Annotated in this window: 21 protein-coding genes and 1 other RNA gene; 15 read left to right on the top strand and 7 right to left on the bottom strand. The window is 46.6% G+C overall.

Going from position 1 to position 25896, the window contains the following annotated elements; genetic code table 11:
- Window positions 1–62: 62 nt before the first annotated feature.
- A complete protein-coding gene (locus FCU94_RS08640) occupies window positions 63–1247 on the top strand; it encodes an iron-containing alcohol dehydrogenase (RefSeq protein ID WP_176288132.1) in 1185 nt (394 codons plus the stop codon).
- Window positions 1248–1269: 22 nt separating this feature from the next.
- On the opposite strand, the gene tesB is transcribed toward FCU94_RS08640, so the two are convergent.
- Window positions 1270–2130 (bottom strand): acyl-CoA thioesterase II, encoded by an 861-nt coding sequence (gene tesB / locus FCU94_RS08635; RefSeq protein WP_176288131.1) that lies wholly within the window; start codon window positions 2128–2130, stop codon window positions 1270–1272.
- Window positions 2131–2320: 190 nt separating this feature from the next.
- Between tesB and FCU94_RS08630 the strand changes: the two genes are divergently transcribed.
- Window positions 2321–2749: a YbaY family lipoprotein gene (locus tag FCU94_RS08630; RefSeq protein ID WP_176288130.1), complete on the top strand. Its 429-nt coding sequence runs from the start codon at window positions 2321–2323 to the stop codon at window positions 2747–2749.
- Between the two features lie 21 nt (window positions 2750–2770).
- On the opposite strand, the gene FCU94_RS08625 is transcribed toward FCU94_RS08630, so the two are convergent.
- Entirely contained in the window at window positions 2771–3073 is a 303-nt protein-coding gene (locus FCU94_RS08625) for a DNA base-flipping protein (protein ID WP_176288129.1), read from the bottom strand.
- A gap of 49 nt (window positions 3074–3122) precedes the next feature.
- Between FCU94_RS08625 and FCU94_RS08620 the strand changes: the two genes are divergently transcribed.
- The 3 genes from FCU94_RS08620 (at window position 3123) to ffs (ending at window position 6249) form a co-directional block, all read left to right on the top strand.
- Complete coding sequence (locus FCU94_RS08620; RefSeq protein WP_176288128.1) at window positions 3123–3863, top strand: hypothetical protein; 741 nt, start codon at window positions 3123–3125, stop codon at window positions 3861–3863.
- A gap of 149 nt (window positions 3864–4012) precedes the next feature.
- Window positions 4013–6025: a GGDEF domain-containing protein gene (locus FCU94_RS08615; RefSeq protein ID WP_176288127.1), complete on the top strand. Its 2013-nt coding sequence runs from the start codon at window positions 4013–4015 to the stop codon at window positions 6023–6025.
- A 127-nt stretch (window positions 6026–6152) separates the two neighbouring features.
- Window positions 6153–6249: signal recognition particle sRNA small type (gene ffs / locus FCU94_RS08610), an RNA gene on the top strand.
- A gap of 219 nt (window positions 6250–6468) precedes the next feature.
- Here the strand turns inward: ffs and FCU94_RS08605 are convergent.
- Window positions 6469–7512: a hypothetical protein gene (locus FCU94_RS08605; RefSeq protein ID WP_176288126.1), complete on the bottom strand. Its 1044-nt coding sequence runs from the start codon at window positions 7510–7512 to the stop codon at window positions 6469–6471.
- A gap of 53 nt (window positions 7513–7565) precedes the next feature.
- Window positions 7566–8615, bottom strand: coding sequence for a hypothetical protein (locus FCU94_RS08600; protein ID WP_176288125.1), 1050 nt, complete (start codon window positions 8613–8615; stop codon window positions 7566–7568).
- 499 nt (window positions 8616–9114) lie between these two features.
- On the opposite strand from FCU94_RS08600, the gene FCU94_RS08595 reads away from it, so the two are divergent.
- From FCU94_RS08595 to FCU94_RS08560, 8 genes are all read left to right on the top strand, one after another.
- Window positions 9115–10821, top strand: coding sequence for a S8 family peptidase (locus FCU94_RS08595; RefSeq protein ID WP_176288124.1), 1707 nt, complete (start codon window positions 9115–9117; stop codon window positions 10819–10821).
- Window positions 10822–11457: 636 nt separating this feature from the next.
- Window positions 11458–13086 (top strand): ABC transporter substrate-binding protein, encoded by a 1629-nt coding sequence (locus tag FCU94_RS08590; protein ID WP_176288123.1) that lies wholly within the window; start codon window positions 11458–11460, stop codon window positions 13084–13086.
- 135 nt (window positions 13087–13221) lie between these two features.
- Entirely contained in the window at window positions 13222–14142 is a 921-nt protein-coding gene (gene oppB, locus FCU94_RS08585; RefSeq protein WP_176288122.1) for an oligopeptide ABC transporter permease OppB, read from the top strand.
- Between the two features lie 15 nt (window positions 14143–14157).
- Window positions 14158–15060, top strand: coding sequence for an oligopeptide ABC transporter permease OppC (gene oppC, locus FCU94_RS08580; RefSeq protein ID WP_176288121.1), 903 nt, complete (start codon window positions 14158–14160; stop codon window positions 15058–15060).
- 27 nt (window positions 15061–15087) lie between these two features.
- Window positions 15088–16059: an ABC transporter ATP-binding protein gene (locus FCU94_RS08575; protein ID WP_176288120.1), complete on the top strand. Its 972-nt coding sequence runs from the start codon at window positions 15088–15090 to the stop codon at window positions 16057–16059.
- On the top strand, window positions 16056–17048 hold the full coding sequence (oppF, locus tag FCU94_RS08570; RefSeq protein ID WP_303396529.1) for a murein tripeptide/oligopeptide ABC transporter ATP binding protein OppF: 993 nt from the start codon (window positions 16056–16058) through the stop codon (window positions 17046–17048). The genes FCU94_RS08575 and oppF overlap by 4 nt, the downstream gene beginning before the upstream one ends.
- A 168-nt stretch (window positions 17049–17216) precedes the next feature.
- Window positions 17217–18161: a glutathione S-transferase family protein gene (locus FCU94_RS08565; RefSeq protein ID WP_176288118.1), complete on the top strand. Its 945-nt coding sequence runs from the start codon at window positions 17217–17219 to the stop codon at window positions 18159–18161.
- A 196-nt stretch (window positions 18162–18357) separates the two neighbouring features.
- Complete coding sequence (locus FCU94_RS08560; protein WP_176288117.1) at window positions 18358–19632, top strand: MgtC/SapB family protein; 1275 nt, start codon at window positions 18358–18360, stop codon at window positions 19630–19632.
- 64 nt (window positions 19633–19696) lie between these two features.
- Here FCU94_RS08560 and pta read toward each other — a convergent pair whose 3' ends face one another.
- Together pta and FCU94_RS08550 are read right to left on the bottom strand one after the other, a co-directional pair.
- Window positions 19697–21841, bottom strand: coding sequence for a phosphate acetyltransferase (gene pta, locus FCU94_RS08555; protein WP_176288116.1), 2145 nt, complete (start codon window positions 21839–21841; stop codon window positions 19697–19699).
- A gap of 118 nt (window positions 21842–21959) precedes the next feature.
- Window positions 21960–23156, bottom strand: a complete 1197-nt coding sequence (locus FCU94_RS08550; protein WP_176288115.1) for an acetate kinase — start codon at window positions 23154–23156, stop codon at window positions 21960–21962.
- A gap of 348 nt (window positions 23157–23504) precedes the next feature.
- On the opposite strand from FCU94_RS08550, the gene yfbV reads away from it, so the two are divergent.
- Window positions 23505–23957: a terminus macrodomain insulation protein YfbV gene (gene yfbV, locus FCU94_RS08545; protein ID WP_176288114.1), complete on the top strand. Its 453-nt coding sequence runs from the start codon at window positions 23505–23507 to the stop codon at window positions 23955–23957.
- A 79-nt stretch (window positions 23958–24036) separates the two neighbouring features.
- On the opposite strand, the gene ald is transcribed toward yfbV, so the two are convergent.
- Complete coding sequence (ald, locus tag FCU94_RS08540; RefSeq protein ID WP_176288113.1) at window positions 24037–25161, bottom strand: alanine dehydrogenase; 1125 nt, start codon at window positions 25159–25161, stop codon at window positions 24037–24039.
- Between the two features lie 174 nt (window positions 25162–25335).
- On the opposite strand from ald, the gene lrp reads away from it, so the two are divergent.
- Window positions 25336–25830, top strand: coding sequence for a leucine-responsive transcriptional regulator Lrp (lrp, locus tag FCU94_RS08535; RefSeq protein WP_004414493.1), 495 nt, complete (start codon window positions 25336–25338; stop codon window positions 25828–25830).
- Window positions 25831–25896 lie beyond the last annotated feature (66 nt).

Below are 25896 nucleotides of genomic sequence, written 5' to 3'. Positions count from 1 at the left end.
TTAACTTAGAACTTTAACTCTATATAAGTCGATGATTATCTATTCACTGCAGGACGCAAACAATGTGGCACCAGTTACTCGTCGCACTCAAAAAACCATTCATCAAGATGGTCCCCGTCGCGACCCCCCACCTAGAGTGCGGGGCAAACAAAAGCCTTGATGTTGCTCGCTTTTGCCAACAGCTAAACATCAAAAAGCCGTTAATTGTGACCGAAAGTGCGCTGGTTGAACTCGGGCTACTCGACAATGTCGCTTCCTCGTTCGACCAAGCCAATATAGGCACACAATTGTTTGAACGAGTGACACCAGACCCTAGTTTTGAACTGGTACGCGAAGGCGTGACTTTTTATAACACCACCGCTTGTGATGGCATCATTGCTTTGGGGGGCGGATCGGCGATAGATTGTGCCAAAGCGATTGCCGCCAGTGTGAGTACACGTAAAGATGTCTCTCGATTAACGGGACTACTTAAAGTGCGGCGGCGCGTGCTGCCGATTATTGCGTTGCCAACCACAGCGGGAACGGGTTCCGAGGCAACCGTGGCCGCGGTTGTCAGTGATCGTAAAGCGCAGCGAAAATACTCGATTACCGACCCTTTCCTAGTGCCTAAGGTCGCAATCATCGACCCGACACTGATGCTGGGGTTACCCCAAAAAATCACCGCCGAAACCGGGATAGACGCGCTGACGCATGCCATTGAATCTTACCTGAGTGGCTATGCTAACCGCACCACACGCGCGCTTTCACTCAGTGCAATAGAGCGAATTTTTCGCTGGTTACCTAAAGCTTTTTTTCATGGGGAAGATTGCGAAGCCCGTGAACAAATGGCGCTCGCAAGCTATGAAGCGGGATTGGTGTTTACCCGCACTTATATCGGTTACGTTCACGCTATTGCCCATCAACTCGGCGCTATCTACCACACGCCTCACGGTCTCGCCAATGCATTAGTATTGGTACACGTCCTGCGTTTTATCGCGCAGCGCAATAACCCCGTATTGATTCAACTTGCCGTTGAGCTTGGATTTAGTGGTAGTGAAGAGTTCATCGCGCGCATTGAAGCAATGTTAAGTGAGATGGGAGTGGCTAGCCAGCTTGACGCGTTAAAGCCACGAGATGTAGAAATCATCGCCGCGCAAGCACTGGCGGAAGCGTTTGGAGAGTATCCCGTGCCGGAAGTGATGAGTCAGCATGAGTGTGAAACCCTAGTGGCGAAGCTGCTCCCACAAGAGTCACAACGCTCTGACTGAGTCAGAGCGTTGTCTTAGAGCGCTATTCGGTAAAACGCATCACACCTTCTTGTACTGCACTGGCGACTAAGTCCCCCGCGCGGTTATATATTTCACCACGAACCAAACCACGCGTGTTGGACGCTGTGGGGCTTTCGATAGCGTAGAGCAACCACTCATCCATTTTGAAAGGACGATGGAACCAAATGGAATGATCAATCGTCGCCACTTGAAATTTTGGCGTCATCAGCGATACTCCATGAGGGTGCAGCGCTGTCACCAAAAAGCCCCAATCTGATGCGTAGCCAAGCAGGTATTGATGAATAAGCTGATTGTCGGGCACTTCGCCATTCGCTTTGATCCACAAGTACTGTTTGGCTTCAACCTTTTCGGGTTGCAATGGATTAACGACAGTGACAGGGCGCATTTCTATCGGCTTTTCCCCACAAAAGGTTTTCTTGAGCTTTTCGGGTAAAAACGCTTCAATTTGTGCGGCGAGCTCGGTCTCGGAAGCGAAGTTCTCTGGCCCCGGAATATTGGGCATGGTGTTTTGATGTTCAAAACCTGGAGCCTCGCCATGATAGGAAGCGGTTAGGTAGAAAATTGGGCGTCCATTTTGAATCGCTTTCACTCGGCGAGTGCTGAAGCTTCGCCCATCGCGTAGATTTTCTACATCATAAACAATGGGTTTCTCAGGGTCACCAGGGTAGAGAAAGTAACTGTGAAATGAGTGTACGGTACGATCGGCATCAACGGTATAGCGAGCCGCTGATAGGGCTTGCCCTATGACTTGTCCGCCATAGACTTGTGGTAATCCTAAGTTCTCGCTCTGACCGCGAAACAACCCTTCTTCGAGTTTTTCCAGTTGCAGCAAATCTAATAACTCATTGAGTGGTTTACTCATTATTTAACCCTTAATCTGATCTTATGCCGATATTTTACGCATATTAGTGACAATTAAAACAGCTGATTGCTGTGATTGTCATCACATGGTTGATTGGGTCAGAGTCTTGTTAAATAAAGGTCACTGTCCATGACATTAGTATAGTGACTGCCTATAATCAGCGAGATTTTAATAAGTTACGTGAGGCGTTATGAAAACAGTACTGGGTTTAGTGTTAGCCGTCGTTGTTGGCGGGGTGTTGGTGGGCTGCCAAAATTCTGAGCAAAAATCACCGCAGGCTAAGATCGATCACATTACCGGCACTCTTGCTTATCGTGAGCGTATTGCTTTACCCGATGACGCTGTCATCACAGTGACGTTGCAAGACATTTCTTTGGCGGACGCGCCAGCGAAAGTGATTGCCAAGCATCGTTTTGAAAGCAACGGCGCGCAAGTCCCTTTTGAATTTGATCTCGCGTATGACACGAAAAAGATCGATGCCCGTCACCGCTACAGTGTGAGTGCCCGAATCGAGGTGGGCGGCCAGTTACGCTTTATTACCGATACTGTACACCCAGTGATCACAGATGACTCACAGACTGAGAGTGTCGATCTTCGCTTAGTGGGCGTTGGTCACTAGCGATTATTTCAATGGCAGTCATTATGGCTGCCATTGATACAGTTTTAAGCGGATCTTCCCTTGCAATGACACCTCGACCCCTTCCTTCAATAGTGCGTTGCGTTGACGCTCCAAATCTTGCCCTTTAAGCGATATTTTACCTTGACTATTAATCACCCTATACCAAGGTAGCTTACTACCTTCAGGTAAGTTTCCTAGCGCTTTACCGACATGACGCGCGTAACCCGGGTAGCCCGCCATTTTTGCAACTTGGCCGTAGGTTGTGACTTTGCCAAGCGGAATTTGGTGAATCACAGCAAAGATTTGCATCAAAAACTGGTCCATAATGACACTGTCCTAGTTCAGATTTCCAAGGAATGGATAAGGAGAGGGCATGATATTTTCAACCTTCCAATTTGTGATCACGACCTTACTGGCCGTTGTTTGTGCTCGTGCGATGAGTTTGAGTGACGGCGAGATCCCAGTTCTTGCGCTCATCATTCCAGCGTTATGGATCCTACCACAAGGCGGATTACGCGGTCTTGTTCTTCTAGCTGCCATGACTGGCTATGGTCTGACCTTGTCACATCAGCCATTCACGCTATCGGTTAGCTTGTGGATTTTATTTCCGCTTTTGATGGTTGCGTTTTCAAAACGCAGCAGCGTGGCGGTTGTGTTAACTAGCTTATTGATTGTGACTACCTTACTCGTCGGCATTATGGTGACTCAAAACGCGGGGAAATTGCCCGGTGAACCTCTGGTCACTGTGATACAAACACTGGCGATTGGCATTGTGTGGTGGGCCGCCTCGCACTGGCAGCCGAGTCATCAACACAGTTGGTGGGCACTTGGGTTAGTGATTCCGTTATGGATAGCAGACTTACCCTATGCGGCATTATTAGCCTTGTGTGTGACTGGAATTATCGCTTCAACAGAAAGCTTATCGCGCTTGAAATCATTTCGCTGGAATCAATTATTGTGCTGGACACTCCCGACAGTGGGGTTCGCCGCGCTAGTGGTTTGGCCAAATATTGATGTGCCCAATCCGGTCTTTGTTGTTTGGCTATGTCTGCTCGGTACTGCATGGATGACGGACTATGTCTTACGCAGTGTCGAAGAGCAGCAAGATATATAAGTTATCAATATGTTTGAATTGTTATCGCCACTTGGCATATGCGCGTGGTTGTGTCAGAATTGGCGAACTTTTGCGCGTTATTGAGTAAAGGAACACTATTATTCGCGCAGACTAGGGCTAAATAACGATTCAAACAGGACGATAACGCGATGGCTCTTTTTTGGCGTGCAGTTGGGCTAATACTGACCACTTTGCTAATGCTCCCTGTCACCCAGGCGAGTACAACCTACAAAGTGGGGATAGAAGCGGATGATATTGTCACCCGAACCCTATTTGACGCTGCAGGCCAGCATTTCAATCTCGATATTGAATACGTCTACTATCCCAGCTTTGACGCTATCTTAAATGCTGTCGAGCGAGGAGAGAGCGATTTTGCAGCCAACGTCACTTACACTGAGCAGCGCGCAGCGCGCTTTGATTTTTCAAGCCCAACTAACATCGAATATACCTATCTCTACAGTATAACTAACGCCACCTTAGCCACCGCTGAGGTTATCGGTGTGCCTAAAGGTACCGTCTATGCTGCGTTGGTCGAGACGCACTATCCGCACATTAAGCAAGTCGAGTACAGTGGGCATCAGCAGGCACGAAACCTGATTGAAGCGCGCGTTGTCGATGGCGTTATTGATGCGATAAATCAGCTCAAACCCATGTTGATGGCCGGCTTTGATGCCCAGCTTCTGAACCATCAAATTCCAATCAAACCTGTCTCCATCATTACCCCCAAGGGCCGTCACCAAGCCTTGTTGAGTAACATTGTCGATTACATTCACAGTGCTGAAATACAAAAAATGCTACGTGAGTCGGTTAAAACCTATCAGTTTGAGATTAGGCAGCAAGCCTTACGTCAATCGGTAATTGATAGTGGCGTCAACATTAACCGTCATTATCGGGTCAAACTGCATAACGTTGGCCAATATGCTGAGTATCGACGTGATGGTGAGATCAAAGGGATCAGTGCCGATGTCGTGCAGCAGGCGTGTCAAATCTTGCTATTGCAGTGTGACATTGTCAGTGACGCCGATGAAAGTTGGGAAAGCATGTATCAAGATTTGGTCGAAAAACGGATTGATATTTTGGCTCCGATAGTCATCTCAGAGCAACGCAAAGCGCTGATGGAGTTCAGTGAGCCTTACTACTTCCCCAAAGCGATCATGATCAAGCGTGAAGGCTATAAAGATGGCGTATACAGCAATGTGTCTGAGCTGATCGTCGAAGATATCGGCGTGATGAAAGATGACTTTTTTGAGAGTTTGTTGTCGCAGTTGTTGCCTAATAAGCACCTGAAATCTTTTACGAGTACCGATGAGCTGTACCATGCGCTGCTTAATGGCGATATTAGTTATATGGCTATAAGTCGTGCGAATTTTAATAAAATGATGCGTGAATCGGGAGACATCATTCCGCTTGAAGAAGATGCAGCGATTGGTCAATTTTATCAATCTAATATCGCCATAGGTTTCGCTAAAAATCGCATTGGTCAATCGTTAGCGCCGCTATTTAGTCGGGCGATTAAGATTATCGACACCAATGCCATTATTGACCGTTACGATGCTCACCCAAACTGGAAAGCGACGCTACAAGCACAGCAAACCTTCTCGCGCTACAGTCAAATCATGTTTTTACTCGTGCTTGGCTTTTTGATGGTTGTGGCCATGTATTTACACAGTCAGTCGAATACCGACCCACTGACGCGACTGAAAAATCGTCGCGCTATGCATCAAAATTTCCGTGGTGGTGTCAACGCCGATGAAACAGTGTTCTATCTTGACGTCAATCGGTTTAAACCTATCAATGACAGCTATGGTCACGAAATCGGTGATCAGGTGCTCAAGAGCGTTGCCGCGTATATCGACAAGGTCTGGCATGGTCAGAGTTTCCGAGTTGGCGGGGATGAGTTCATCTTGATTGGTAAAATTGACGCGACACGAATTGATGATTTGCAGTCTAAGCTGACGACGATCGCCTTTGTTTCCGCAGATGGTCAGTTGTCATTTGATATCTCCGTTGCCATTGGTATATCGCCTCCACGGGCGACATTTATGAGCTTACAAGAAGTGCTCAACGAAGCAGACGAAGCTATGTATCGTCATAAGCATGGTTCAAAAACGCCACAAACCGACGACCAGAACCAAGGGAAGGTGGTCCATTATCTGAGATAATGGTTGCTGATTAAGCAGTTGAAGAGAAAAGAGCGACTTTATTGCTACCAGGACTTGAAATAGCCCAGAGGATGACTGATAATCCTCCCACTTCTTAGCCAAGCTAAGAAAAAAGAATCTATGGAGGCCCTGGTCCTCCCGCAACAATAGCTCGTGAACTCGGTCAGGTCCGGAAGGAAGCAGCCGCAGCGAGTGACTTGTGTGCCGGGATGTGGCTGGGGCTTCCACCCATCTAAAAGCCCGCTTTTTAGCGGGCTTTTCTCGTTTAAGGCAGAAAACCCAGCCGTATTACCTCGAAGTGTATTTGAGTCACTTCAAGTAGCCACCACAGATAATAGTGGTAAAAAGCCATGACCTGGTACTAGAGACACTTCAGCACTCTTTGACCAAGCAGATCGCTTTAGTTGGGGGCGAATAGTACTAACATTGCCTGCCCTATGACTTCAAAGGAGTTGTTTTAAAAAGGCCAACTGCTGTTTTTCTTGCTCTGTCATTTGATATTGTTCATCAGTGAGTGAGCCAGAGTCAAAACGACCAATTGGAAAGATCTCTGCCTTACTTTGGCCATAACCCGCTCTTTCGCCGGGATAGCCGGACATGCGTTCGATCATGAAATCACCTAGCTCCAGGTCGCTCGCGCCTTGAGGTAGCACTTGCTTATAGGCTCGTAATTCGACAGTTTGTTCTCCTTCGGATAGTCTTTTCTTCTCAACTAAAGCGGCGATCACACCACCATTTTGTTGGTAGAGATTGGCACGAAGTCGAAATATGCCAGCTTTATCGATTTGCAATGTGACAGGAATCATCATATCCGAGCCTTGAGCATAACCATGAGATACTGAAACGACGCTAGCGACGGAGTGATATAAGCGAATATCGGCGCTAATGGTGTCCGTTCCTTTTGCAAAATTGATGTTTGCGACCAATCTTAGTTCTTCAGGCCAATCTGCTGCTGGCGTAACCTGCCACGCCATACCATCAATCGGTAAAGCTGCCAGAGTCTGTTGCGTATCTACTGCGACGATATCGAGTGATGCATCGATGACGGTTTGTGATGTTGTCAGTTCTACTCGTATCGGTTCAGGAAAGAAATGTCGGTATTTCTCGACGCTTAATGTCGCGCTGGATTTACCATCCAAAACCGGAACTTCGACTGCCTCGAACGCATTCCAGTTTAAATAGGGGCTATTTTTGCTTGTGATAGGTTGGGAATAAGGCGGGTATTGAAGCGTTTGTTGGTGTTTGATGGCGACTTGCTTTAGCTCTAATTCGACGAGCTCGCGCTTGTTCGTTGTCTCTGGCGCGCGAACAGATAGTGGCGCTGCGTGAGTCAGGTTAAGTTCAGCAACAGACCTTGTCACCTGCCGAGATGCTTGGCGACTATCGTGTTTGGCCTTGTCATGGGTGTCGACAGAACTTGGCCAAATGATTAAGCCGAGGATGATAAACACGCTAAATAAACTCACTAGCCATAACTTTATCTTCATTACAGACTCCAAAAATGCACAAGGGCAGGGTAGAGTCCCCGCCCTTTGTTCGATCAGTGTAGGCCAACGGCAATTTCAGACATAGTGTCTCGATCAGAGCCTTGCACGTAGAGATATTTTGTTCCCCACCAGCCTTTTTGTTGGTAAGTGTCTACCCCCACCGACTGGCCATCCGTCAATGTGATATCAGTGATGCTCGATGTCACTTCCCCCTTGTGTTTTGCACCGACAACGTCGCTATGACTGTAGCTATGACCCATTATCAAAGGGTAGTGCTGAGGCATAAAGTGTGTCACGCCTTTGCTTTGTGAGGCAATCTTACCGTTCATGGCTAAGTGAGTGGAACAGCTGTCATAGCTTTTGGCATCGGCTGCGCCACATGCTGAATGCGCGGCCACAACACCATCGTCATTTCCAGGAAGAAAGGCAGAAGTTGTCTTGAAATAGTCGGTTCCATTCCCGACAAAGCGAATACGTGGAGTACGATGGTCGGATAGACGAGCGATTTGACGCGCGTTAGCGACCTTAAGATCGTTCAAGACCCCGGCATTTTTTTGACTGGGGATTTCTCCCAACCACAATGAAATCGCATAGCGCAATGCACTGTTGGTCCAGCCACCCCCTTCGATGATATTGATCACTGTATCGCCAAGTTCAGAGCCACCGCCAGCGCCTGCAAAATCATAGGTCGCGACGATGTTGAGTGGCTCTAATCCAGCGTTTATAAGCCAGTTTTCCTGATTATCTAACAGATAGCGTGCAATAAGATCACCGGTGGAGTGTGTGACAAAAATACAGCCAGGTTGACAAGTGCCATTCCGCGATAGCTGTTGCAGTTTAGGCCAAGCGTAGTCACTGGAGATTTTGCCTTCGACGCGCTCATAAGAAGGCCAGTCAATTCGAGCGTCGGCATATTGCAGCCAATACTCCTTCCAGTAGTCTTCGCCTTCTAACGTTACTTGTCTAGCGTCTGGTTTAGATTGCAACTGATCCGATTGAAAGCCGTGAATCAATACCACTTTGTAGTTTCCGATAGCAGCGTGCGTGAAACCTGAAAACGCTATTGCCACTGCAATAGAGGCAACCTTTGTTATTATTTTCATGATGTTATTAACCTTTTAATCCTGAAATTAGCGTTACTTGCTTAGTGTTCAGTGAGCAAAACTTCAAACATCGAAACAACTTTCGCTCGCTAAATAGGATTAATCGCCGGTTACTTTTTATTCAACACATCCGATGAGAGTTTTTGCACCATGTTAAAAAAATGATAAATAAATGATAATAAATTGAGATCTTTGACGGGTTTAGAGTCATAGATAACCAGTAAGTGTTGGCCGCTTAATGTTCACTTGGTGCGCAGAAGTATGGGGCAAAAAAATTGTTCAGTATTGTTTAATCTATTGATTACAAACATTTTTCAGAACATAAGTCGGTATTTTTAGATGTGGATTTTGTCAATAGAATTTTGCTCAAATTTTGGCGGCTAAATAGGCCAAACAGTGAGATCTTTAACTCAAATAATCAATTCGATGAATGATATTCATGTTGTTGCACTTTATCTTTTGTGCGCTTTTTGAGCACAATTTTATAGGATGTAACATAATGAAAAACGGATACAAACTTTCCGCCCTCGCTGTCGCAGTCATGGCTTCTGCGTCAGTTTCTGCAAACGTCAATATTGAGCCAGATCCGATTAATTCACCTTTTATCAAAGATGCAAAAGGCAACATCATTGAGGACTACTCAACTCGCTCTGCTCAGCCTGCAGTGTTATCAATGCAACTGTTTAATACGCTAGCAGAAGAGCGGGGTGACTGGTTTAACATGTCGGCTAATTATTCAAGTGTTCAAGGTGTGGGTGCTGACATTGTTTACGACTTCATGCGTCCCCCTCTTAAACCTCAACCTATTATTGTCGCGGTGTTAGATTCGGGGGTGGATATTGACCACGAAGACTTAAAAGACAAACTTTGGGTGAACCAAGACGAGATACCAGGCAATGGTATCGATGATGATCGCAACGGCTATATAGATGATGTACACGGATGGAACTTCTTAGGCAACTCACTCGGTGTCAATGTTGATCACGATACCCTCGAAGTCACTCGTGAATATAAGAAGTATCTTGAGCTAAAGGAACATAATCATTGGATTTCACCGAAAAAACGCAAATACTATCAAGGTGTTGAAGCCGACTATTTAGAGAACGTCGAGTATTACACATCGGCGTTAGAACAAGTCACCGCAGCCACTGAGCAAGCAAACGCTTACAAATCGACAATTCTAGCTCTGATTGAGCACAAAGACTTTACCGTAGCAGGCCTTCAGGTTTTGCTGACTCACTCTAACTCTGAAGTCGTTGCGGCTGCTCAAGGGCTGCTTAACGTTTTCGATACTTGGTACTCGTTTGACTATTTGGCATCACGCACTAGTCGTTATCAGGAATCCTTGGATTATCATTACAATCTAGAGTTTGATACTCGCAAAGATATCGTGATGGACAACATCAATAACCCGTGGGAAAAGGGTTATGGCAACAATGATGTCAAAGGCCCTGTGGGCGCGCATGGCACTCATGTAGCTGGTATCATTGCTGCTGAACGCGGGAATGGATTGGGCATTGATGGCATCGCTAATCATGCGCAGATTATGGCAGTCCGTATGGTACCAAACGGTGATGAACGCGATAAAGATATTGCAAACGCTGTACGATATGCAGTGGATAACGGAGCCAAAATCATCAATATGAGTTTTGGTAAGAGTTATTCACCGCGTAAACATATTGTTGACCACGCATTTCGCTATGCAGCACGCAAAGGCGTGTTGATCGTCCACTCTGCTGGAAACAGTAAAACTGATAACGATATTAAACCGAGCTTCCCTAACCGTTTCGCAAAGCATAAATGGTCTCGCCCAGTCTCGACTTGGATGGATGTCGGTGCCTCGGCGAAGTACGCAGACGACTCTATGGTTGCGAGCTTTAGTAACTTTGGCCAAGAAACGGTAGATGTGTTCGCCCCTGGTTACCGGGTTTTATCGTCGACACCAGGTGATAATTATGCGGCATACAGTGGGACAAGTATGGCTGCGCCAGTGGTATCAGGGGTAGCGGCCTTAGTTTGGTCTCATTACCCACAACTAAAGGCGAAAGAGCTTAAAGAGTTGCTAATGACACAATCACGTACCTATCCAGAGCTGCTAGTTAAGAAACCTTCAAGCCCAGAAGACCTCGTCCCATTCAGCAGTTTGTCGATTTCAGGCGGTATCGTGGATGCCGAAGCGATTTTTGCTGAACTCGCAAGTCAATAAGTACTTGCCATTAATAAGAGGCTCATTGTGTAGCCTCTTTTTCCACCCGGCAGAGGGCTTCTTTTTTTGCTCTATTCGATCTATTCGCCGCGAAAGTGGTGTTTTACAAACATAACAGAATCAGAGTTATCAATGATTGAGCGCTACAACAGAGCGCTGGATTTTTCTTGAATCAATGACCCAATTTGGTGAAGTGAGCTTTTAAACAGTGCAACTGGGTGACTCGCTTCACAGAACCTTTCATTAGCAAAGTCAAATGTAGCTAACTGTTAGCTAGTTTGCATTACTTTTGTTAATTTTCCTGCACATTATCTAGCACAAGATGCTATGAAATATCATCTTTGTAGATAATATGGCACTTCAATCTACTACGTGGCGAATTCTTATTTTAAACAACTAAGATATTCGCTGTTCGTAGTGATTTTTACTAATTTATTGACGTAATCGCAGTATTATACGATTTTTTGCTACATTTTTATGGCAAATTACTTCAATGATTGCTAATGTGTGCCGCAATCTTTGTGTAGTCTTAGGTTATTATGCTTATTTTTTGAGCTAAACAGATCTAAATCACTACCCGTTCTGGTGCTATGCAAAGAAGTCATGGATGCAAATGAAAAACTTGGAGTTTTACACATGTATAAGAACAAAATCACACAAGCCCTTCTTCTAGGTGCGGGTTTCGCAATGGCCTCTACCGCAACGTTAGCTGCAGATGTTCCTGCCGGAACTCAACTAGCAGCAAAACAAGAACTCGTTCGCGGTAACGGTACTGAAGTTGCGACCATCGACCCACACAAATCTCAAGGTGTACCAGAATCTCACGTTATTCGTGATCTTCTAGAAGGCTTGGTGAACCAAGATGCAGACGGCAACACAATCCCTGGTGTTGCAGAGTCTTGGGAAACAGCAGACAACAAAACCTTCACTTTCCACCTCCGTAAAGACGCAAAATGGTCTAACGGCGACCCAGTTGTCGCTGAAGACTTCGTGTACAGCTGGCAGCGTGCCGTTGATCCAGCGACCGCTTCTCCATACGCTTGGTACATGGAATATACCAAGATGAAGAACGCGAAAGAGATCGTTGCTGGTGAAAAGGATAAGAGCACGCTAGGTGTTAAAGCATTGGATGATCACACTCTAGTTGTTGAGCTAGAAGCGGCGGTACCTTATTTTGTTATGATGACAGGTCACACGACGACTAAACCTGTTCATAAAGCGACAGTTGAGAAGTTCGGTGACCAATGGACTAAGCCGGAGAACTTTGTTGGTAACGGTGCGTTTGTTGTCGACAAATGGGTATTGAACGAGCGTATGGTCCTTAAGCGCAACGAGCAATACTGGGACAACGAGAAAACTGTTCTTGATCAGGTGACTTTCCTACCGATCGAAAACCAAGTCGCAGAAATGAACCGCTTCCTGTCTGGTGAGCTAGATTTCACGTCTTCTGCACTTCCAGTCGAGCACTTCAAACGTCTTAAGAAAGAGTACCCAGAATCAGTGTCTGTTGAAGGCAGCCTATGTACTTACTACTACTCTTTCAACACTAAGAAGAAGCCATTTGACGATGTTCGCGTTCGTAAAGCGATCTCTTACGCTATCGACCGTAACATTGTGACAGACGCAATCTTAGCGCAAGGTCAGAAACCTGCTTACTTCCTAACGCCAGAAATTACTGCGGGCTTCAACCCAGAACTCCCTGAGTTCGCTAAAATGTCTCAAAAAGAGCGTAATGCAGAAGCTGCGCGTCTTCTTGAGGAAGCTGGTTTCAATAAAAATAACCCTCTAGAGTTTACGCTTCTTTACAACACCAACGAAAACCATAAGAAAATTGCGGTTGCGTTAGGTTCAATGTGGAAGAAGACGCTAGGTCTTGACGTGACACTAGAAAACCAAGAGTGGAAAACATACCTTTCTACGAAAGACCAAGGTGATTTCGAAGTATCACGCGCCGGCTGGTGTGGTGACTACAACGAAGCCTCTTCATTCCTAACCCTAATGGTTAGCAAGAACACAACAGCTGGTCAGCACTGGGGCAACAAAGAGTACGATGCCATCATCGACAAGGCTCTAAACTCAACATCTGAAGAAGAGCGTACAAACTTGTACCTTCAAGCAGAAGAGTTGATCGCGAAAGAAATGCCAATCGCACCAATCTACCAGTACGTTCGTGCTCGTCTTCTATCTCCGCAAGTGGGTGGTTTCCCATCAAACAACGCGGAAGAGAAGATCTACTCTAAAGATCTATACATCAAAGCTCAGTAATCTCGAGCCTATAGAACTATAAAAACAAGGACTGCATGTGTTTTCACATGCAGTGCCTTATTCAACCTGAAATTCAAAGAAATTTGGTTGAGTTCCTTTAATTATTAAACTGTCACAGACTGAAAGAGTGAGTTTATGCTTAAATTCATCGCGAAAAGGATATTTGAGGCGATTCCAACTATGTTGGTATTGATCACCGTATCTTTCTTTCTTATGCGCTTCGCGCCAGGTAACCCGTTCTCTAGTGAGAAACCGTTGCCTCCAGAAGTAATGGCTAACATCGAGGCTAAATATGGTCTAGATAAGCCAGTACTAGAACAATACACCACCTATCTAACTAACGTTTTGCAAGGTGACTTTGGTCCGTCGTTTAAATACCTCGATTACTCGGTAAATGAACTGATTTACGGTGCGTTGCCGGTTTCAGCCAAAGTCGGTTTCATCGCGTTCATTTTTACCATCATTATGGGAGTGAGTGTCGGCACAATTGCTGCGCTTAAGCAAAACACTTGGGTAGACTACACCATTATGTCGACAGCGATGCTAGGCGTTGTCATGCCATCGTTTGTATTGGCACCTGCACTCATCTACCTGTTTTCATTGCACTGGAACTTGTTCCCTGCTGGTGGTTGGCATGACGGTGGACTAAAATACCTCGTTCTTCCCGTGATTGGTATGTCGCTACTTTATGTAGCAACGTTTGCCCGTATCACTCGTGGTTCGATGATCGAAACGCTAAACAGTAACTTTATTCGCACGGCTCGCGCGAAAGGCTTGAGCTACCGTTACATCATCATCAAACACGCGCTAAAACCTGCACTTCTACCTGTTGTTTCTTACATGGGCCCTGCGTTCGTCGGTATCATCACAGGTTCAGTTGTTATCGAAACCATCTTTGGTCTTCCAGGCATCGGTAAGTTGTTCGTTAACGCTGCATTCAACCGTGACTACTCGCTTGTAATGGGTGTGACCATTTTGATTGGTTTCCTATTCATTTTATTCAACGCGATCGTAGATATCCTACTGGCAATGATCGACCCGAAAATTCGCTACTAACAGGGAAGTTTGGTTATGTTAACGAAAAAAGAAAACCTTGATGCGATCGAGAAGTTCTCTGAGAACTTAGAAATTGAAGGTCGCAGTCTATGGCAAGACGCTCGCATTCGTTTTATGCGCAATAAAGCGGCAATGGTGAGCTTGTTTATCCTATTCATTATGACGTTGGCGGTTATTTTCCTACCAATGTTTGCCCCGTACACCTTTGATGATACAGATTGGTACGCGATGCACGTGGCGCCGAACGCTGATCATTGGTTCGGTACCGATAGCCTCGGTCGAGATATCTATGTACGTACACTGATCGGTGGTCGTATCTCACTTATGGTGGGTGTGATGGGCGCGTTCGTTGCGGTTTTGATTGGTACACTATACGGTGCGGCATCTGGCTTTATTGGCGGTAAAGTTGACCGAATCATGATGCGTATTCTAGAGATTCTCTACGCAGTACCGTTTATGTTCCTAGTTATCGTTCTAGTGACATTCTTCGGTCGTAACATCATTCTCATCTTTGTTGCTATCGGTGCGATTGCTTGGCTAGATATGGCGCGTATTGTACGTGGTCAAACATTGAGCCTACGCAGTAAAGAGTTTATCGAAGCGGCACACGTTTGTGGTGTGAGCAATTGGAAAATCATTACTCGTCACATCGTACCAAACGTACTGGGTATTGTTGCGGTTTACTCAACGCTTCTAATCCCAAGCATGATTCTAACTGAATCATTCCTTTCATTCCTTGGTCTGGGTGTTCAAGAGCCGATGACAAGTTGGGGCGCACTTCTACAAGAAGGGGCACAAACGATGGAAGTCGCGATTTGGCAGCTGGCATTCCCAGCGGCATTCATGGTTGTGACTCTGTTCTGCTTCAACTACGTTGGCGATGGTCTGCGCGATGCGCTCGATCCAAAAGACAGATAATTAGAAGATTAGATTAAGGAAGCAATGATGAGCTTATTAGATGTCAAAGATCTGCGCGTCGAATTTACCACTCAAGATGGTATCGTGACCGCAGTAAACGATCTGAATTTCTCACTCGAACAAGGCGAAACGCTAGGTATCGTAGGGGAGTCGGGTTCAGGTAAATCACAAACCGTGTTCGCGATTATGGGTCTGTTGGCCAAGAACGGTATTATTTCTGGTAGTGCCAAGTTCGAAGGTAATGAGATTCTTAATCTGCCTGAGAAAGCCCTAAATAAAGTACGCGCAGAACAGATCGCAATGATCTTCCAAGACCCAATGACGTCCCTCAACCCTTACATGAAGGTGAGTGATCAGTTAATGGAAGTGCTGATGCTGCACAAAGGCATGGGTAAAGCAGAAGCGTTTGAAGAGTCAGTACGTATGCTGGAAGCAGTGAAGATTCCAGAAGCCCGTAAACGTATTACCATGTACCCACACGAGTTCTCTGGCGGTATGCGTCAGCGCGTGATGATTGCGATGGCACTTCTATGTCGTCCTAAACTACTGATCGCGGACGAACCTACTACGGCCTTGGATGTAACCGTACAAGCACAGATCATGGACTTGCTGAACGAGCTGAAAAAAGAGTTCAATACAGCCATCATCATGATCACCCACGACCTAGGTGTGGTTGCGGGTTCATGTGATAAAGTGCTGGTAATGTACGCTGGTCGTACTATGGAATACGGCACTGTTGATGAAATCTTCTACAACCCAAGCCATCCGTACGCAGAAGGCTTGTTAAAAGCGATTCCACGTCTGGATACAGAAGGTGAAATTCTACCAACCATTCCAGGTAACCCACCTAACTTGCTTCGTCTACCACCTGGTTGCCCATATCAAGAGCGCTGCCACCGCGTGATAGACCGTTGTAAGCAAGAAGCACCGATTTTGATGCCATTTGCCGATGGTCGTCAGCGTGCATGTTTTTCTGATTGGGAGGCTTGGAAAAAATGAGTGCCGATAAACCACTACTACTCGACGTAAAAGATTTAAAAGTTCATTTCAGCATTGCCGCCAAGTCCGCATGGCCTTGGAGTAAGCCTTCAAACTTAAAAGCCGTGGACGGCGTTAACGTTCGCTTATACGAAGGTGAAACTTTGGGCGTGGTAGGTGAGTCTGGCTGTGGTAAGTCTACGTTCGCACGCGCGATTATCGGTTTGGTTGAAGCTACCGACGGCGACGTTATGTGGTTGGGTCAAGACTTAACCAAGATGCAAGAAGTTCAGCGCCGTGAAACGCGTAAAGAGATCCAGATGATTTTCCAAGATCCGTTGGCGTCTCTTAATCCACGTATGACGGTCGGTGATATTATCGCAGAGCCGCTACAAACGTTTTATCCAGAGCTTTCTAAGCAAGAAGTCAAAGATCGCGTTAAAGAGATGATGGCAAAGGTTGGTCTATTGCCTAATGTTATCAACCGCTACCCACACGAGTTCTCAGGGGGACAGTGTCAGCGTATTGGTATTGCACGCGCGCTTATCTTGAAGCCTAAGATGATCATCTGTGATGAGCCGGTATCGGCGCTCGATGTGTCGATTCAAGCCCAGGTGGTGAACCTACTGAAAGAGATCCAAAAAGAGTTGGGTCTGTCTTTGGTCTTCATTGCCCACGACTTATCGGTAGTGAAGCACATCTCTGATCGAGTGCTAGTGATGTACTTGGGTAATGCCGTGGAACTGGGTGAAGCTGAAGCCTTGTTTGCCGACCCTAAGCACCCATATACGCGCGCGCTAATGTCAGCGGTTCCGATCCCGGACCCTAAGATTGAGCGAGCCAAGCAGATTGAGATGCTAGAAGGTGATCTGCCTTCGCCCATCAATCCGCCATCGGGCTGCGTATTCCGTACACGTTGTCCAAAAGCCACAGACGCTTGTGCACAAACCAAACCGACCATTCAAGGTAATGATGTGCATGCGGTATCGTGTTTACACGTTAGCGTCTAAATTCAGCCTGTGACGGGCTTAAGCGCGGCATCTTTCGGGAGTCGCGCTTTTTTTGTCGTGAGCATTTTGGTTGTTCAAATTATTCGAACATCTAAGCCAAGCTTCTCTACCCACGCCGTGTGAAGACTTCCCTATAATAAATCTAGATTTCAAGTATGGGAGGTTTGCATGGGTAAATTAGTTGAAGGTGTATGGCATGATGTCTGGTATGACACCAAAGCCAGCCAAGGAAAGTTCGTGCGTGAAGATGCTGGCTTTCGTGATTGGGTACTTGACCAACCTGACGCTAAATTTCAACCAGAGTCAGGTCGTTACCACCTATATGTATCACTCGCCTGTCCTTGGGCGCATCGCACGTTGATTTTTAGAAAGTTGAAAGGGTTAGAACCACATATTGACGTCACAGTCGTGTGTCCAGATATGATGAGCGAAGGGTGGCAGATGGGGCTGCCTGAGCCCCTCTTTGGCCACACACGCTTACACCAGATCTACACTCAAGCCAAACCTGATTACTCTGGGCGAGTTACTGTCCCTGTGCTGTGGGACAAAAAATACAATACGATCGTCAGCAATGAATCCTCAGAAATTATTCGCATGTTCAACTCGGCCTTTAATCGTTTGACGGGCAACGAGCAAGACTACTATCCACAGCATTTAGCCAGCGCCATTGCGCAGTGGAATGAGTTTATCTACCCGAATGTGAATAACGGTGTTTACCGCTGTGGCTTTGCGACCACTCAAGAGGCGTATGAAGAAGCGTATGAACAGTTGTTTGCAGCGCTAGATACGTTGGATTCTCACTTGGCGACACAGAGGTACTTGGCTGGAGAGCAGATCACTGAGGCAGACTGGCGATTGTTTACCACGTTAATTCGTTTTGATGCGGTTTATGTCGGTCACTTTAAATGCAACAAAAAACGTATTGTTGATTACCCGCATCTCAATGGTTACATGAAAGAATTGTATCAAGTGCCAGGTATCAAAGAGACGACGGACTTCTATCATATCAAACGGCATTACTATTTCAGTCACACTGGTATCAATCCAACCCAAGTGGTACCAAAGGGACCGGAACTCGATCTCGACTCACCACATGGGCGAGAGGCTTTCTAGTACATTGCCAAATAACGAGCAGCGCCGCGGTCATGGCGCTGTTTTGTTTTCGCCGCGCCAAGGTTACCCATGACTTGCGGATTAACCCCATGGTTCGCTTTGAGAATGATTGTTCAATATTCTCTCGCGGTCACAACTCCATTCCATTATTTATATAAACTAATGATATAGCGAACGATCTCTTGGCGGAGGGCGAATGGATATTCATGAGTTTGTCAGTGGCGAACACCTTGTCTGGAATCTATTTATCGCGTTGATGCTCGGGGCGATTGTTGGCACTCAGCGTGGTTGGGTGATGCGAAATAGCGTCGAGGGTAGCCGTGTTGCTGGGATACGCACTTTTTCATTGGTGGGCCTGCTCGGTGGTTTGGTAGGTGCTGTCGCTGAGCGTTACTCTCCTTATTTGATTGGCTTTGGCTTGATTGCGTTAGTGATTTTGGCCTGCATCGCGTTTGTTATCCAACAAAAGAAAAGTAAAGACATTAGTATCACTGGCGTTGTGAGTTTATTGATCACTTTCATCAACGGGACTTTGGCGGTGTCGGGACAAGTGGTGGTGGCCGCCTCGGCAGCGGTGATCACTGCTGTTGTGTTAGACAATAAAAAAGAGCTGCATCAAGCGCTTCAGCGGTTGCAGGAGTATGAGTTGGATGCGGCGCTACGTTTGATGCTTATCTCTGTGGTGTTACTCCCATTGCTGCCAAATCAAACCTTCGGTCCGTGGAATGCGTTAAACCCTTACGAAATCTGGTGGATGGTGGTGTTAATTGCCAGCATTTCCTTCGTCGGTTATTTCGCGATTAAAATAGGCGGAGCGAAACGCGGTATTTTGTTCACCTCGGTGTTTGCTGGCTTGAGCTCGTCTACTGCACTAACGCTGCAATTTTCTAATCTCTCGCGTGAACAAGAAGGGATTAGCCCGTTATTGGCCAGCGGTATTCTACTTAGTTGCGGCACTATGTTTCCGCGTTTACTCATTGTGTTGTCGGTGATAAACCCACAGTTGGTCAGCTTGATATGGCCAGTGATTATTACCATGATGGTGGCTATTTATGTGCCAGCATGGTGGATTTGGCGTTCGTGTCAGATTGAAAAAGTCGAGCAGAACAACAAACAGACCAACCCACTGGCACTGCAATCCGCACTCTTTTTTGGCTTGGTATTAGCGATGATCATGCTTTTGTCCCACGCGTTATCGGAATGGTTAGGTAATACTGGGGTGTTGATTTTGGCGGCTTTATCAGGCATCACCGATGTCGATGCGATATCGCTCGCGTTAGGGCGACAGAGTACACAAAGCCTCGCCGTAACGACAGCGGCACTTGGCATTATCCTAGCGGCGTCGGTGAATACTCTGGTCAAGATGGCTATGGTGGTCGCCATTGGACACCGCAAATTATGGTTCAGAGTGGCGCCGGTGATGACCACGAGTGTGGTCGCGGGTGCGGTGGTACTTGGGTTAACGCAATGAACTCGCGATACAAAAAAGCCCTCAAACGAGGGCTTTATCATTTATGCAGGGTTAACTGACCAAGTTATTTTGGATCTTGGTCCGCCTGGATTGCTGTAAGAGCAATAGTGTAGACGATATCATCTACCAATGCGCCGCGTGACAAATCATTCACTGGTTTACGCATACCTTGCAGCATTGGACCGATAGACACTAGGTCGGCACTACGTTGTACCGCTTTGTACGTCGTGTTACCTGTGTTGAGGTCTGGGAATACGAATACCGTCGCTTTACCCGCTACTGGAGAGTTTGGCGCTTTAGAAGCCGCCACGTTTTCCATGATGGCCGCATCGTACTGAAGAGGGCCGTCGATCACTAGGTCAGGACGTTTCTCTTGAGCAAGTTTGGTCGCTTCACGTACTTTATCAACGTCTGCACCCTTACCAGATTCACCTGTTGAGTAAGAAATCATCGCGACACGTGGTTCGATCCCAAAGGCAGTCGCTGAATCCGCTGATTGAATCGCGATTTCTGCTAGCTGCTCTGCGGTCGGATCTGGGTTGATCGCACAGTCACCGTAAACCAGTACTTGGTCAGGCAGCAGCATGAAGAAAACAGACGAGACGATAGACGCATTTGGCGCCGTCTTAATGATTTGGAACGGAGGCACGATAGTATTGGCCGTGGTGTGAACCGCGCCAGATACCAGACCGTCAACTTCGTTGTTCTCAAGCATCATGGTGCCAAGGAAGACTGAGTCTTGCAGTTTCTCTCGAGCCACAACTTCTGTCATGCCTTTCGCGCCACGTAGTTCAACCAAACGAGCGACGTAGTTATTGCGCACGGCATCAGCATCGATGATTTGTACGCCAGCGCCCAATTCAACGCCTTGCTGAGCAGCCACGCGGCGAATCTCATCTGGGTTACCCAAAAGCACACATTCCGCAATACCGCGTTCAGCACAGATAGCCGCCGCTTTCACCGTACGTGGTTCATCACCTTCAGGTAGCACGATACGCTTGCCAGCTTTACGAGCGAGCTCGGTTAACTGGTAACGGAACGCTGGAGGACTTAGACGACGAGACTTTTGTGTACCTTCTGTCATCGACTCAATCCAGTTGCCATCAATGTGACCAGCAACGTGTTCGTTGATGAACTCGATACGCTCTTTATCGTCTGCAGGTACTTCGATTGAGAAGCTCTGTAGGTTGAGCGAGGTTTGCCACGTATTGCCTTGAGCTTTAAAAATCGGTAGGCCTGTGTCGAACGCAGGCTTACATAAACCCTCAATCTCTTGAGGAATGTCGTAGCCACCTGTTAACAACACCGCACCAATGTCCACGCCGTTCATTGCAGCAAGTGCCGCAGCAACGATAACGTCAGGACGGTCAGCAGAGGTCACCAATAGAGAACCTGGCTTAAAGTGCTCAATCATGTTTGGTAGTGAGCGCGCGCAGAAAGTGATGCTCTTAATACGGCGCGTATTGATATCACCTGGATTGATGATGTCAGCGTTGAGGTGCTTCGCCATATCAATCGCACGAGTAGCGATAAGGTCGATGCTCCAAGGCACACAGCCCAATACGCGGATTGGAGAGGTGTTAAAGATCTCCATCACTTTCATTTCGTTCTGTTTCGCGCTATCTGCATCGTCGAAGATTTCAGATAGGTCAGGGCGAGTACGGCCCGCTTCATCAACAGGCGCGTTTAGCTTGTTGATGATGACACCAGAGATGTTTTTGTTCTTCGTACCACCAAAGTTAGAGCAGGCGACTTCGATGCGCTCTTTGAGCTGGGCTGGGTTGTCTGTCCCAGGTGTCGCAACTAGCACGATCTCCGCACCCAACGTCGCTGCAATTTCAGCGTTCACTTGGTTAGCAAATGGGTGTTTGCGAGTTGGGACTAGGCCTTCAATAAGCGTGACGTCTGCGTCTTTGTTGATTTGATTGTAACGTTCAACGACGGTTTCTAGCAGTTCGTCCATGTTGTCGTTACCGATCAGGCTTTCAGCAACAGACATCGCCATAGGTTGACCAATTTTCATATCGCTGTTATGCGCTACGATGGTTGAAGTCAGGTCTGGTTGATCACCGCCAGAACGTGGCTGTGAAATTGGTTTGTAGAAAGAAACTTTAACGCCTTTGCGCTCCATAGCGCGAAGAACACCCATGCTAACACTAGTAAGACCAACACCAGCACTGGTAGGGATAAGCATAATAGTACGAGACATTCGTAGAGTACCTTTAGCTATTGGGATAAAAGCTTAGTTGAGCATTGTCGTCGAGGGAGAACTCTCAATTAAGCCCCTGTAAGAAAACCGGTTGGCATTGGCCAACCGGTTAAGTCAATTAAAGCGCTGCAAGACGCGCGGTATCTTCAGCAATGACCAACTCTTCGTTGGTAGAGATAACCATAGCTGGAATGCGGCTGTTAGCTGTAGTAATCGTACCTTCGCCACCAAAGCGTGCTTTCAGGTTAGCTTCGCTGTCTACTTCGATACCGAAAATAGCTAGACGGTTTAGTACCATTTCACGGATAGGACCTGAGTTTTCACCGATACCGCCAGTGAAAGTGATGGCGTCTAGACGACCTTCCATTGAAGCCGTGTAACCTGCTACGTATTTCGCTAGGCGGTGGCAGAACACGTCCATTGCGCGAGTCGCTTCTTCTTTTTCACCGTAGTTGTCTTCAACAAAACGACAGTCAGAAGTCACTTCAGTTAGACCAGCAAGACCAGACTCTTTAGTTAGCATGTTGTTGATTTGCTCAACGGAGTAGCCTAGCGCGTCGTGTAGGTGGAAGATGATAGCAGGATCGATGTCACCACAACGAGTACCCATCACTAGACCTTCAAGAGGAGTCAGACCCATAGAAGTATCAACGGATTTACCGTTCTTAATCGCACAAACAGATGCACCGTTACCTAGGTGACAGTTAATGATGTTCACTTCTTCAACGGGTTTGTTAAGCAGAGCTGCAACTTCACGAGTAATGAATAGGTGTGAAGTGCCGTGCATGCCGTAGCGACGGATACCGTGCTCTTTGTATAGGTTGTATGGCAGCGCGTATAGGAAAGACTCTTCAGGCATTGTCTGGTGGAATGCAGTGTCAAATACCGCTACGTTTTGCAGCTCTGGGAAGTTTTTCTTCGCCGCTTCGATACCGATGATGTGTGCTGGGTTATGTAGAGGTGCAAAAGTTGCAGCGTCTTGAATACCTTTTAGCACTTCATCAGTAATAAGAGCCGATTGAGTGAACTGCTCGCCGCCGTGCACGATACGGTGACCGATAGCGCCTAGGTTAGCTTTAAGCTCTGGCTTAGAAGCAAGAATAGTTTCAACCATAAACGCGAGTGCTTCTTCGTGCGCTGCACCTTCGCCTAGTTGAGCTTCGTGTTTACCATCCAGCTTCCATTTGATACGTGCTTCTGGAAGATGAAGACATTCAGCGAGACCTGATAGGTGCTCTGCACCTGTTTCTGCATCAACAACAGCAAATTTAAGAGAAGAACTACCGCAGTTTAAAACTAAAACTAGCTTAGACATGTGTGACTACCTGTAACAATCAGTTAGGATGAAAATTAACCACAAGAATAGACGATGCAGGTAAAGCTGCGCACTAATCTTGGTCAAAAAAACTTCGAATTCCGTATATAAGACAGTGGTGATCCTGATCACCACCCATGCATCCGCTGCAGAAAGGTCTCTAAAGTTGCTTAAATTGTAAATAACGGCAACAATGAGATTGTGGGTCCGCAGAGGATAACGATAATGGGCAATAATAACAAAAAAATTTGAAAGAATATTAACTTTCATCAATTTTTTGTCCCAATAGTTGAAACTTTCAACTTATTTTTAACTCGGACCTATTGCTAAGTGAAGTGAGAGAGCCCTATGAGTAATAAAGTCGGTATAGTTCACAGCCTACGTGACGGACAGAAGTACATGGATACTTGGCCAATGCGCAAAGAGCTGAACCTATTATTTCCAGAACAACGCATCATTAAAGCGACGCGCTTTGGTGTCAAGGTCATGCCTGCTATTGCAGCCATCAGTGTTCTCACTCAAATGGCGTTTAATAACTACCAATCAATGCCTCAGGCTGTGATTATTGCTTTGTTTGCGATCAGTATGCCAATTCAAGGCATGTGGTGGTTAGGTAACCGCTCCAATACTCAACTGCCACCTGCGCTAGCTGGTTGGTATCGAGAAATCCACCAAAAAATTGCAGATAGCGGCTTTGCGCTCGAGCCGATGAAGTCTCGCCCTCGCTATAAAGAGTTGGCTCAAATCCTCAATCGTGCATTTCGCCAGCTTGATAAAAGCGCGTTAGAGCGTTGGTTCTAGACCAAAAGCATTTCCAGCTCCCGATCCAAATAAAAAACGCCCACCGAAGTGGGCGTTTTCTGTTATCTATAGTGCAACATTAGTTGAACATCGCAATCGCGTCCGCTGGATCGACGTACTCTAGGTCGAAGCTTTCAGCGACTTCTTGGCAAGTTACTTTACCGTGAATGACATTCAGACCTTCAAGGAAACCTTTGTCTTCAAGTAATGCTTCGCGGTAGCCTTTGTTTGCAAGCTTAACAATGTAAGGTAGTGTCGCATTGTTAAGGGCGAAAGTAGAAGTGCGCGCGACAGCACCTGGCATGTTGGCGACACAGTAGTGAACGACGTCATCAACGATGTAAGTTGGGTCAGCGTGCGTAGTCGCGTGTGACGTTTCGAAACAGCCGCCTTGGTCGATAGCAACGTCCACGACAGCGGCACCTGGTTTCATCTTAGCGATGTGCTCTTTTGTGACTAGCTTAGGCGCTGCAGCACCTGGGATAAGTACCGCGCCAATCACTAAGTCAGCTTCTAGAACATGCTTCTCAATCGCGTCTTCAGTAGAGTAAACCACTTTTGCACGCCCTTGGAACTCTTCGTCTAGGCGACGTAGTGTGTCGACGTTACGGTCTAGAATAGTGACGTCAGCACGTAGGCCAACGGCCATGCGCGCAGCATTTGCACCCACAACACCACCACCGACTACAACCACTTTCGCAGGCTCAACACCAGGGACGCCACCAAGTAGCAGACCACGACCACCGTGAGATTTCTCCAAAGTTTGTGCACCCGCTTGAATAGACATGCGACCTGCCACCTCAGACATTGGCGCAAGTAGTGGCAAGCGACCCATATTATCTGTTACAGTCTCATACGCTATACAGACAGCTTTGCTCTTGATTAGCTCTTCAGTTTGTGGAAAATCTGGTGCTAGGTGCAAATAAGTAAATAAAATTTGCCCTTCTCGTAGCATAGCGCGCTCGACAGCTTGAGGTTCTTTAACCTTTACAATCATTTCTGCTTTCGTAAATACGTCAGCAGCAGTAGGAAGAATGGATGCGCCTACAGCGATGTAATCATCGTCTGAAAAACCGATGCCAGAGCCGGCATTAGTTTCAACAAAAACTTGGTGACCTTGAGACACTAGCTCTCGAACGCTAGCTGGGATCATACCAACACGGTATTCGTGGTTTTTGATTTCCTTAGGTACGCCAATAATCATCCTGAGTCCTCATTTTATATTGGTTGTATAAACTATGTTAGTTGCTTTAACTGTATGTAGGGTAATTCTGTCGAATTAATATCTAGTATAGATAGCTTTTATTAAAATTTGATACTGAATATTAAAAAGTTGTAGTATATTTTTTTGCAAGGAAGTAATAAGGTGGAATAAAAAATGGCAGACAACAATAAAAAGCCGTCCAAGGATCTAGACCGTATCGACCGCAACATTCTTAATGAGTTGCAAAAAGATGGTCGTATTTCGAACGTAGAGCTCTCAAAGCGCGTCGGGCTTTCTCCCACGCCATGTTTGGAGCGCGTTCGTCGATTAGAGCGTCAAGGATATATTACGGGTTATACAGCGTTGCTGAACCCTCAATACCTCGATGCCTCGCTGCTGGTATTTGTTGAAATAACGTTAAATCGTGGTGCGCCAGACGTATTTGAACAGTTCAATACCGCAGTACAGAAACTGGATGATATCCAAGAGTGTCATCTCGTTTCAGGTGATTTCGATTACTTATTGAAAACTCGTGTGTCCGACATGAGTGCTTACCGTAAATTGCTAGGGGACACGCTACTGCGTCTACCGGGCGTGAACGATACTCGCACCTACGTGGTGATGGAAGAAGTGAAGCAAACCAACCAGTTGGTGATCAAAACTCGCTAACTTTGCTAAAGCGTAGGGATTAAGTCTGAATAGCTTGCCATATTCTGACGTTAAGCAATTGGGTTT

Source organism: Vibrio sp. JPW-9-11-11 (assembly GCF_013369335.1).
Classification (GTDB): domain Bacteria; phylum Pseudomonadota; class Gammaproteobacteria; order Enterobacterales; family Vibrionaceae; genus Vibrio.
This window is presented reverse-complemented; position numbering and strand designations above follow the sequence as displayed.

Bases quoted from the DNA above. Each gene is read 5' to 3' on its own strand.
- FCU94_RS08640 (WP_176288132.1), top strand. From the start codon at position 63: ATGTGGCACCAGTTACTCGTCGCACTCAAAAAACCATTCATCAAGATG.
- tesB (WP_176288131.1), bottom strand. From the start codon at position 2,130: ATGAGTAAACCACTCAATGAGTTATTAGATTTGCTGCAACTGGAAAAA.
- FCU94_RS08630 (WP_176288130.1), top strand. From the start codon at position 2,321: ATGAAAACAGTACTGGGTTTAGTGTTAGCCGTCGTTGTTGGCGGGGTG.
- FCU94_RS08625 (WP_176288129.1), bottom strand. From the start codon at position 3,073: ATGGACCAGTTTTTGATGCAAATCTTTGCTGTGATTCACCAAATTCCG.
- FCU94_RS08620 (WP_176288128.1), top strand. From the start codon at position 3,123: ATGATATTTTCAACCTTCCAATTTGTGATCACGACCTTACTGGCCGTT.
- FCU94_RS08615 (WP_176288127.1), top strand. From the start codon at position 4,013: ATGGCTCTTTTTTGGCGTGCAGTTGGGCTAATACTGACCACTTTGCTA.
- FCU94_RS08605 (WP_176288126.1), bottom strand. From the start codon at position 7,512: ATGAAGATAAAGTTATGGCTAGTGAGTTTATTTAGCGTGTTTATCATC.
- FCU94_RS08600 (WP_176288125.1), bottom strand. From the start codon at position 8,615: ATGAAAATAATAACAAAGGTTGCCTCTATTGCAGTGGCAATAGCGTTT.
- FCU94_RS08595 (WP_176288124.1), top strand. From the start codon at position 9,115: ATGAAAAACGGATACAAACTTTCCGCCCTCGCTGTCGCAGTCATGGCT.
- FCU94_RS08590 (WP_176288123.1), top strand. From the start codon at position 11,458: ATGTATAAGAACAAAATCACACAAGCCCTTCTTCTAGGTGCGGGTTTC.
- oppB (WP_176288122.1), top strand. From the start codon at position 13,222: ATGCTTAAATTCATCGCGAAAAGGATATTTGAGGCGATTCCAACTATG.
- oppC (WP_176288121.1), top strand. From the start codon at position 14,158: ATGTTAACGAAAAAAGAAAACCTTGATGCGATCGAGAAGTTCTCTGAG.
- FCU94_RS08575 (WP_176288120.1), top strand. From the start codon at position 15,088: ATGAGCTTATTAGATGTCAAAGATCTGCGCGTCGAATTTACCACTCAA.
- oppF (WP_303396529.1), top strand. From the start codon at position 16,056: ATGAGTGCCGATAAACCACTACTACTCGACGTAAAAGATTTAAAAGTT.
- FCU94_RS08565 (WP_176288118.1), top strand. From the start codon at position 17,217: ATGGGTAAATTAGTTGAAGGTGTATGGCATGATGTCTGGTATGACACC.
- FCU94_RS08560 (WP_176288117.1), top strand. From the start codon at position 18,358: ATGGATATTCATGAGTTTGTCAGTGGCGAACACCTTGTCTGGAATCTA.
- pta (WP_176288116.1), bottom strand. From the start codon at position 21,841: ATGTCTCGTACTATTATGCTTATCCCTACCAGTGCTGGTGTTGGTCTT.
- FCU94_RS08550 (WP_176288115.1), bottom strand. From the start codon at position 23,156: ATGTCTAAGCTAGTTTTAGTTTTAAACTGCGGTAGTTCTTCTCTTAAA.
- yfbV (WP_176288114.1), top strand. From the start codon at position 23,505: ATGAGTAATAAAGTCGGTATAGTTCACAGCCTACGTGACGGACAGAAG.
- ald (WP_176288113.1), bottom strand. From the start codon at position 25,161: ATGATTATTGGCGTACCTAAGGAAATCAAAAACCACGAATACCGTGTT.
- lrp (WP_004414493.1), top strand. From the start codon at position 25,336: ATGGCAGACAACAATAAAAAGCCGTCCAAGGATCTAGACCGTATCGAC.